The organism is Pantoea sp. AG702, from assembly GCF_003182295.1.
Taxonomy (GTDB): Bacteria; Pseudomonadota; Gammaproteobacteria; order Enterobacterales; family Enterobacteriaceae; genus Pantoea; species Pantoea ananatis.
In genome coordinates this window covers 1-5,359 of sequence record NZ_QGTU01000017.1, presented here as the reverse complement: position 1 = coordinate 5,359, position 5,359 = coordinate 1, and the positions used below count along the sequence as shown (strand labels likewise).

The following is a 5,359-nucleotide window of genomic DNA, read 5'->3' as shown; positions in this document are numbered from 1 at the left end:
AGTAGAGTAGGACAAAAGCGAACGCTTTTGAACGCTGCGAAGCAGCGGCCCGAAGGGTGAATCACAGCGTGATTCATAAACTGCCAGGCATCAAACAAGTGAAGAAGCCCTGAACTGACGTTCAGGGTTTTTTTACGTCTGCGATCTGGCAGATAACCCCTCATCATATTCCGTCTCATCATGACCCCGATACAACCGCGGGTCTGCAACGCCGCTCTTGCTGCTTTAATCCTCTCCCGCACTGCGTCATTCTGAGCATCATCTGAAACAAAACTGTGAAAATCGTTACCTGCCAGCCTCCCGGTATCCACCCAACCACTTTATTTCTGTCGCTATCAGGATTTTCAGGAGCCGCAAAATCGTTGAAAGCCTTTCATCGCATGCAAATTCCCCCGCATTACCGTTGTGATGCGGTAAACTACCGGCAGATTAACCCGTTAAGGCCGTATCATGTCCAGTTCGTACATCTCATTAAAAGCCGACAACACGCTGGGGCTTGATGTCAGCGCAAAAACACGTATTGTCGCCGAATCGCCGGAAGCCATACTTTCAGCCTGGCAAATGAGCCAGCGTAGCCAGCAACCTTTTCTGGTCCTTGGGGAAGGCAGCAACGTGCTCTTCCTAGAAGACTTTGCAGGCGTGGTGGTGATCAACCGCATTGCAGGGGTTGAAATCCTTGATGAGACTGAGCGCTGGAAACTGCACGTTGGCGCGGGCGAGAACTGGCACCAACTGGTGAAAACTACCCTGGAAAAAGGGATTTCGGGTCTGGAAAATCTGGCACTCATTCCTGGAATGGTAGGATCAGCACCCATACAGAATATCGGTGCCTATGGCGTTGAGTTAAAAGATGTATGTGAATACGTCGATGTACTAAATCTGCATACCGGTCTCACACAGCGTTTGAGCCGTGACGATTGCCAGTTTGGTTATCGCGACAGTATTTTCAAACATCAGTACCAGTCAGGCTACACGATTATCGCTGTCGGATTTTCGTTGAAAAAACACTGGCAGCCCGTCCTGACCTACGGTGATTTAAAAACGCTAAACCCTGCCACGGCAAATGCCTGGGATGTTTTTCATGCGGTCTGTCATATGCGACAGAGTAAATTACCGGATCCGAAAATAACCGGTAACGTGGGCAGTTTTTTTAAAAATCCCGTGATAACTGGCCAGCAGGCGGCTGTGCTGTTGAGTGAGTACCCAGCGATGCCACATTATCCTCAGCCTACAGGTGAAATTAAACTGGCTGCAGGCTGGCTCATCGATCAATGCCAGCTTAAAGGCAGCCGAATTGGCGGTGCGGCAGTGCATCAGCAGCAGGCATTAGTGTTAATCAATGCTGAAAATGCCACACCTGACGACATTGTCGCGCTGGCAAAAAAGGTACGTTCCCGGGTAGGTGAAAAATTTAATGTCTGGCTGGAGCCAGAAGTTCGTTTCATTCAGGCTCAGGGTGAATGTAACGCTGTAGAGGTCATCTCATGAAGGATCATAGCGTACCGCTTAAATTAATTGATATCCTGGCCGATGGTGAGTTTCACTCGGGTGAGCAACTCGGTGAAACGCTTGGTATGAGCCGTGCGGCGATTAATAAACATATTCAAACGCTAAAAAGCTGGGGCCTTGAGGTATATACCGTCACAGGTAAGGGCTACAGTTTTCCAGCCCCACTTCAGTTACTGAATGAACAAAAGATTTTGGGGCAACTGTCTCAGGCTGATATAGCCGTAATACCGGTTATTGATTCAACTAATCAGTATTTACTCGAACGTATGCATTCTCTGCCTTCAGGATCCGTCTGCCTCGCTGAATATCAGCAGGCAGGACGTGGCCGACGCGGACGTCACTGGTTTTCACCCTTTGGTGCCAACCTCTATATGTCTATGTACTGGCGCCTGGAACAGGGCCCGGCAGCGGCAATGGGGCTGAGCCTGGTGATTGGTATCATTATGGCGGAAACGCTGAGGTCGTTAGGTGCGCAGGACGTACGGGTAAAATGGCCTAACGACATTTATCTTCATGACCGGAAGTTAGCGGGGATCCTGGTTGAATTAACCGGTAAAACCGGCGATGCAGCACAAATCGTGATAGGCGCCGGAATTAATCTGGCGATGAGAACTGCCGAAGCGGCGCAGATTAATCAGGGCTGGATTAACTTACAGGAAGCCGGCGTGACGATTAATCGCAATGAACTGGCAGCAACACTGATTAATCGCCTGCGTGAAGCACTACCCGTATTTGAGCAGGAGGGATTAACGCCCTTTGTGACGCGCTGGGCCGAACTGGACAACTTCATCAATCGCCCGGTTAAATTATTGATTGGTGAACGTGAAGTGCACGGTATTGCTCGTGGCATTGATAATCAGGGTGGTTTGCAGCTGGAACAAGACGGAAAAATTCAATCGTGGGTAGGGGGAGAAATATCTCTTCGACCGGTTTGAAAAATAAAATAAAGCCTGCTTTTTGGCAGGCTTTATCGCCACCTGTTATTTTCTGAGACGCAGTTTTTCCACCGCGTGGTTACCGCTTTTCGTCATAATCAAGCTGGCTCTTTCACGTGTAGGAAGAATGTTTTCTTTCAGATTCAACCAGTTAATCTCCCGCCACAACGAGCCAGCAATATTAACGGCTTCGTCTTCAGGTAGCTGAGCATAGTGATGAAAATAAGAGTTGGGATCGGTAAAAGCGCCCTGGCGAAATTTAAGGAAACGATTCACATACCAGCGCTGCAAAAGATCTTCTTCAGCATCCACATAGATTGAAAAATCCACAAAGTCGGAAACAAAAACATGGTGTGGATCGTGAGGATAATCCATGCCGCTCTGCAGCACATTTAACCCTTCCAGAATCAGAATATCAGGTTGCTGGACAACCTTATCGCCATCCGGAATAACATCATAAATTAAATGGGAGTAGACGGGTGCGGTAACCTGGCTGGCGCCCGACTTAAGGTCGGAAACAAATTTCACCAGCCGATGCATATCATAGGACTGAGGAAAGCCTTTTTTCTTCATTAAGCCGCGCTCTTTCAGCACGGCGTTGGGATGAAGAAAACCATCTGTCGTAATTAACTCAACCTTACGGTGTCCGGGCCAGCGGCTCAGAAGCGCCTGCAAAACACGAGCAGTGGTGCTTTTGCCCACCGCAACGCTGCCCGCAATGCTGATGATATAAGGAATTTTTTGCCCGTTCGTTCCCAGAAACTGCTCCAGCACGGCCTGACGGCGGACATTTGAACTTATATAGAAATTAAGCAGACGTGAGAGAGGCAGGTAGATTTCTGCCACTTCCTCAATTGAAAGATCTTCATTAATCCCTTTCAATTGCGCGATCTCATCCTCTGACAGCGTCATTGGAACCGAGTCGCGTAATGCCGCCCACTGTTCACGAGTGAACTGTAAATAAGGCGTCGTAAGTGATGTCGTTTTATCCATAAGTATACATTTGACTGCAGATTCAAACCGATCTGTACATTTTCGCCGATGACGAGTCGGGCCGTGTAGAGAAATGAATTGCCGGTCACAGGGCTATTAACGAGAACAATGGGCTGGAGGGTATCACCAGTATAGCTTTTAAAAGAAGTAAAAAATAAACGGCGGTATGCTTTCGCAAGCCTCTCCGCATATTTGATAAATCGTCGGTACAGAGACTTGAAATCTTTAATCGTTATGCTTTTTATTGCCATTCAGACATCAGGCAATTTTGTGCAAAGGCGTTTTTGGCTTTCGCACCGCTGTCATCGTGACGCATGGTTCAGGCCGGGTGCATGGCATCAGATATGCCCGGATATACTCTTTTGATGCTGCACAGCTGGCGCTATAGCACAACGTCCGTGCCTGCTGTTCGAAAGACAGCCGCGCTGTGTCGTACAGGCGCATGCAGATTGTCAGCGCTTGCTCTTCATTGCGTGAACCCTGTCTGCCCTGGCGTCTTCGGTCTCGTGCTGCTGTATTAAGGACAGCCATAGCTTATCTGTCAGCGACGCTGGTGCATCAGACATTCTTATAGAGGCTGTCAGCGACGTTCTTTATCGCATCTGAGTTTCATGCTCACCCGACCTGCTATGCGGTGGAGAGCATGACAGGCTGTCTGTGAGTCACACAGCCGCTCTACGAACGCTTGTGCAGATTATCAGCCCTTTTTCTCCTCAGGCACCGTACCGCCCCGCAGGTGGTCTGTCAGCCGTGACGTTTTTATCTGCCTTTCGCCTGATACTGATACTTATCTTCAGGCCGGGCAGTGTCGCCTGAAAACTTTTAGGGGATAACACCCAAGGCTGCGGCCTTAGGTAGGGTCCTGTCGCGATAAAAGTACGCATGAGGTGATTGAAAACTGAGCAGTTAATGCATTTTTCTGGCAGAGGCCTAAGAAAAGGTGAGGGATGAAGATAAGAAAGCGGGCGAGACAGGGGGAGGGAGCAACATTATCGGAAAGAGAGTGAAGAGAAATTTTAACCAATAATTGGATGTTATTTCTGCATATCAGGGGTAAATTGCGATGCTTTGCACAAATAGTAAGCGATAGAACAAAAACAGTGATTTTTTTGTTGCATCCTTCTGCCGACCTTCCTAGAATGCGCGTCACTTGATGCCGGCTTAGCTCAGTTGGTAGAGCAACTGACTTGTAATCAGTAGGTCACCAGTTCGATTCCGGTAGCCGGCACCATCAAGTAGGTGGGATTCCCGAGCGGCCAAAGGGAGCAGACTGTAAATCTGCCGTCACAGACTTCGAAGGTTCGAATCCTTCTCCCACCACCATTTCAACCCCCGGGTTGAGAAACAGATAAACAACCTGTTTATCTGGCAGGTGAGTCACTTCTTCTCACCCTGAATTCAGATTGGGTGTAAGCTCAGTCAAAGTCAGTCAGCTTCGCTGACGGGCGAAGGATAACAGAGGACATCCTCTGTTATTCACAAGCTACAGAAAGAACAGGTAGCCGAGTTCCAGGATGCGGGCATCGTATAATGGCTATTACCTCAGCCTTCCAAGCTGATGATGCGGGTTCGATTCCCGCTGCCCGCTCCAGATGTGCTGATATGGCTCAGTTGGTAGAGCGCACCCTTGGTAAGGGTGAGGTCCCCAGTTCGACTCTGGGTATCAGCACCACTTCCTTTATCTCCCTCCTGATTTTTCTCTGTAACTCCTTGCAGTCAGGCAATGCCTGGTTAATGTGACGATATCTTTGATATATCCGTGTCTTAGAGGGACAAGCGATGGCTAAAGAGCAATTTCAACGTAACAAACTGCACGTAAACGTGGGAACCATCGGTCACGTTGACCACGGTAAAACCACCCTGACTGCAGCGATCACCACCGTTCTGGCTAAAACTAACGGCGGCCAGGCACGTGCGTTCGA

Annotated in this window: 4 protein-coding genes and 4 tRNA genes; 7 read left to right on the top strand and 1 reads right to left on the bottom strand. The window is 48.9% G+C overall.

The genetic code is table 11. The annotated features are described in order from the left end of the window. Positions 1–450 precede the first annotated feature (450 nt). Positions 451–1,488 carry a UDP-N-acetylmuramate dehydrogenase gene (gene murB, locus DFO57_RS22500; RefSeq protein WP_029569348.1) on the top strand — a complete coding sequence of 346 codons (1,038 nt, stop codon included), beginning with the start codon at positions 451–453 and terminating at the stop codon, positions 1,486–1,488. Next, positions 1,485–2,444, top strand: a complete 960-nt coding sequence (gene birA, locus DFO57_RS22495) for a bifunctional biotin--[acetyl-CoA-carboxylase] ligase/biotin operon repressor BirA (protein ID WP_013024112.1) — start codon at positions 1,485–1,487, stop codon at positions 2,442–2,444. Before murB ends, birA begins: the two co-directional genes overlap by 4 nt. A 45-nt stretch (positions 2,445–2,489) precedes the next feature. Here birA and coaA read toward each other — a convergent pair whose 3' ends face one another. Continuing rightward, positions 2,490–3,437: a type I pantothenate kinase gene (coaA, locus tag DFO57_RS22490; protein ID WP_013024113.1), complete on the bottom strand. Its 948-nt coding sequence runs from the start codon at positions 3,435–3,437 to the stop codon at positions 2,490–2,492. 1,155 nt (positions 3,438–4,592) lie between these two features. Here coaA and DFO57_RS22485 point away from each other — a divergent pair. From DFO57_RS22485 to DFO57_RS22465, 5 genes are all read left to right on the top strand, one after another. Beyond that, positions 4,593–4,668: transfer RNA gene (locus DFO57_RS22485), tRNA-Thr, on the top strand. A gap of 7 nt (positions 4,669–4,675) precedes the next feature. Further along, positions 4,676–4,760: transfer RNA gene (locus DFO57_RS22480), tRNA-Tyr, on the top strand. Between the two features lie 193 nt (positions 4,761–4,953). Continuing rightward, a tRNA-Gly gene (locus tag DFO57_RS22475) sits at positions 4,954–5,028 on the top strand. Positions 5,029–5,033: 5 nt separating this feature from the next. Then, positions 5,034–5,109 (top strand) — tRNA-Thr (locus DFO57_RS22470). Between the two features lie 107 nt (positions 5,110–5,216). Continuing rightward, positions 5,217–5,359, top strand: a 143-nt coding sequence (locus tag DFO57_RS22465; RefSeq protein ID WP_233255874.1) for a GTP-binding protein, incomplete at its 3' end; no start/stop codon positions are given.

Excerpts from the sequence above, each read along its gene's own strand:
- murB (WP_029569348.1), top strand. The coding sequence starts at position 451 with ATGTCCAGTTCGTACATCTCATTAAAAGCCGACAACACGCTGGGGCTT.
- birA (WP_013024112.1), top strand. The coding sequence starts at position 1,485 with ATGAAGGATCATAGCGTACCGCTTAAATTAATTGATATCCTGGCCGAT.
- coaA (WP_013024113.1), bottom strand. The coding sequence starts at position 3,437 with ATGGATAAAACGACATCACTTACGACGCCTTATTTACAGTTCACTCGT.